This is a genomic window from Microbacterium umsixpiens, from assembly GCF_053543675.1.
In genome coordinates this window covers 16,662-19,863 of the sequence record NZ_JBLVOH010000147.1, presented here as the reverse complement: position 1 = coordinate 19,863, position 3,202 = coordinate 16,662, and the positions used below count along the sequence as shown (strand labels likewise).

Here is a 3,202-nt window from a genome sequence, read left to right as displayed (position 1 = left end):
CCGTTCCGCTTTCGGAACCTGCGTGGTTGGCATGAATCAGGTGTGAGGTTGCCCTAGACTTGGGTGTGCTCTGTTCGCGATCTGAAAGGTGCATCGTGCCCTCGAAACGCAGCCTTCGTTGGGCCGCACTCCCTGTGGGAGTCGTGGCAGCCTTGGCCCTGGCGGGATGTTCTCCCACCGAGCTGAACGGCTTTCTTCCGGGCTTCGTGGAAGGTGGCCCCGCAGCCACCAATCAGACCGAGCGCGTCTCCTCGCTCTGGGTGAACTCCTGGATCGTGCTTCTCGCCGTCGGCATCATCACGTGGGGCCTGATGGCCTGGGCCGCGATCGCGTACCGTCGCCGCAAGGGCCAGACCGGCCTCCCGGTGCAGATGCGCTACAACATGCCGATCGAGATCTTCTACACGATCGTGCCGCTCATCCTCGTGCTGGGAATGTTCTTCTTCACCGCTCGTGATCAGACCGAGATCGAGGCCAAGTGGGACGAGCCCGACGTCGAGATCACCGCGATCGCCAAGCAGTGGGCGTGGGACTTCCAGTACGACGGTGAAGAAGAGGACAACTCCGACGCCGTGTGGACGATGGGCATCCAGGCCCAGCCCGACGCCGAAGGCAACATCGATCAGTCGCAGCTGCCGACCCTGGTTCTGCCGGTCGACAAGAAGGTCACGATCGACCTGCAGTCGCGCGACGTCATCCACTCTTTCTGGATCATCGACTTCCTCTACAAGAAGGACATGTTCATCGGGAAGGACAACTCCTGGTCGTTCATCCCCACCCGTGAGGGCGAGTACGCCGGCAAGTGCGCCGAGCTCTGCGGTGAGTATCACTCGATGATGCTCTTCAACGTCAAGGTCGTCTCTCAGGACGACTACGACGCGTACCTCGAGTCGCTCGAGGAGAAGGGCAACACGGGCGACATCACCGACGCGTACGACCGTCTCTCGAACTTCCCGGGGACGACCCCGAAGACCGACACCGAGGAAGGAGGGGAGTAAGTCATGTCGACCACAGAAGCTCCCCGTACCGACGAGACTCCCCAGTCGCGTCCGACCACTCTGCCCGCCCGCCAGGCCGCTCTCATGAGCTCCTCGCGCGTGGAGCAGAAGGGCAACATCGTCGTCAAGTGGATCACCTCCACCGACCACAAGACCATCGGGTACATGTACCTGATCGCGTCCGTGCTGTTCTTCCTCCTCGGTGGCGTGATGGCCCTCGTCATCCGCGCCGAGCTGTTCGCGCCGGGCATGCAGATCGTCCCGACGAAGGAGCAGTACAACCAGCTGTTCACGATGCACGGCACGATCATGCTGCTGATGTTCGCGACGCCGCTCTTCGCGGGCTTCGCCAACGCGATCCTGCCGTTGCAGATCGGCGCCCCCGACGTGGCCTTCCCGCGTCTGAACGCGTTCGCCTTCTGGCTCTTCCTCTTCGGCTCGACCATCGCGGTCGCCGGCTTCCTCACCCCGCAGGGCGCGGCCTCCTTCGGATGGTTCGCCTATCAACCGCTGGCCGGTGCGTCGTTCTCGCCGGGCGCGGGTGGAAACCTCTGGATGGTCGGACTGGGCATCTCCGGTTTCGGAACCATCCTCGGTGCCGTCAACTTCATCACCACGATCATCACGATGCGCGCTCCCGGCATGACGATGTGGCGCATGCCGATCTTCTCCTGGAACACGCTCATCACGAGCCTGCTCATCCTGATGGCGTTCCCCGTGCTCGCGGCAGCGATCTTCGCCGCTGCAGCGGACCGCATCCTCGGCGCTCACATCTACGACCCCGCCAACGGCGGTGTCCTGCTGTGGCAGCACCTGTTCTGGTTCTTCGGCCACCCCGAGGTCTACATCATCGCTCTACCGTTCTTCGGCATCGTGTCGGAGATCTTCCCGGTCTTCAGCCGTAAGCCGATCTTCGGATACAAGACGCTGGTCTACGCGACGATCGCGATCGCCGCTCTCTCCGTCGCCGTGTGGGCGCACCACATGTACGTGACCGGATCGGTGCTGCTGCCCTTCTTCGCCCTCATGACGATGCTCATCGCCGTGCCGACGGGTGTGAAGATCTTCAACTGGATCGGCACGCTCTGGCGAGGATCGGTGACCTTCGAGACTCCGATGGTCTTCGCACTCGGATTCCTCGTGTCGTTCGTCTTCGGCGGTCTGACCGGTGTCATCCTCGCCGCCCCGCCGCTGGACTTCGCGCTCTCCGACTCGTACTTCGTCGTCGCTCACTTCCACTACGTTGTGTTCGGCACCGTCGTGTTCGCCATGTTCGCCGGCTTCTACTTCTGGTGGCCGAAGTGGACCGGTCGCATGCTCAACGAGCGTCTCGGCTACGTGCACTTCTGGATGCTGTTCATCGGCTTCCACATGACGTTCCTCATCCAGCACTGGCTGGGTGTCGACGGCATGGTGCGCCGCTACGCGGACTACTCCGCGGCCGACGGCTGGACCTGGCAGAACCAGGTCTCCACGATCGGTGCGATCATCCTCGGCGCCTCGATGCTGCCGTTCTTCCTGAACGTGTGGATCACGGCCCGCAAGGCTCCGAAGGTCACGGTAAACGACCCGTGGGGCTACGGTGCTTCGCTCGAGTGGGCGACGTCGTGCCCGCCGCCGCGGCACAACTTCACGTCGATCCCGCGTATCCGCAGCGAGCGTCCCGCGTTCGACCTGAATCACCCGGAGGCTGCCGAGTTCGCGACCACGGCGCCCGGCGAGCGAGAGGCCCACTAAGTCATGCGCGACAACGTCATTCTCTGGTGGGTGCTGACAGCGTTCTTCGCCCTCGTCGGTGTCGTCTACACCGGCTGGCACATCCTGGTCACTCCGTCCGACAACTTCGCGATGCGGATCGAGTGGGTCGGCACTGTCGCCCTGTTCTTCGCAGCCTTCATGGCCGCGATGGTCGCGTTCTATCTCGATCGCACGCACAAGGCGCAGAACGGTGAGCTGCCGGAAGACATCCTGACGGCGGACATCGACGACGGTGACCCCGAGCTCGGCGAGTTCAGCCCGTGGTCCTGGTGGCCGATCGTGCTCGCGGCTTCGGCCGGTGTTTTCGTCGTCGGCCTTGCTGTCGGACACTTCCTGCTCCCGATCGGTCTCGCGATCTTCGTCGTCGCGATCGTCGGCTGGGTCTACGAGTACTACCGCGGCAACTTCGCCCGCTGAGACATCTGAATAGAAGAAGGCCCCCCGCC

At 63.3% G+C, this 3,202-nt stretch carries 3 protein-coding genes; all 3 read left to right on the top strand.

What is annotated here, in order from left to right; translation table 11 throughout:
- The first annotated feature begins 95 nt into the window (after positions 1-95).
- From ctaC to ctaF, 3 genes are read left to right on the top strand one after another with little or no spacing between them, the layout of a single operon-like run.
- The gene (gene ctaC, locus ACNPM4_RS14515) at positions 96-998 is read left to right on the top strand and encodes an aa3-type cytochrome oxidase subunit II (RefSeq protein WP_029261584.1); all 903 of its coding nucleotides are present in this window, start codon (positions 96-98) and stop codon (positions 996-998) included.
- 3 nt (positions 999-1,001) lie between these two features.
- Positions 1,002-2,735, top strand: coding sequence for an aa3-type cytochrome oxidase subunit I (ctaD, locus tag ACNPM4_RS14510; RefSeq protein ID WP_029261585.1), 1,734 nt, complete (start codon positions 1,002-1,004; stop codon positions 2,733-2,735).
- Positions 2,736-2,738: 3 nt separating this feature from the next.
- A complete protein-coding gene (gene ctaF, locus ACNPM4_RS14505; RefSeq protein WP_029261586.1) occupies positions 2,739-3,173 on the top strand; it encodes an aa3-type cytochrome oxidase subunit IV in 435 nt (144 codons plus the stop codon).
- Positions 3,174-3,202 lie beyond the last annotated feature (29 nt).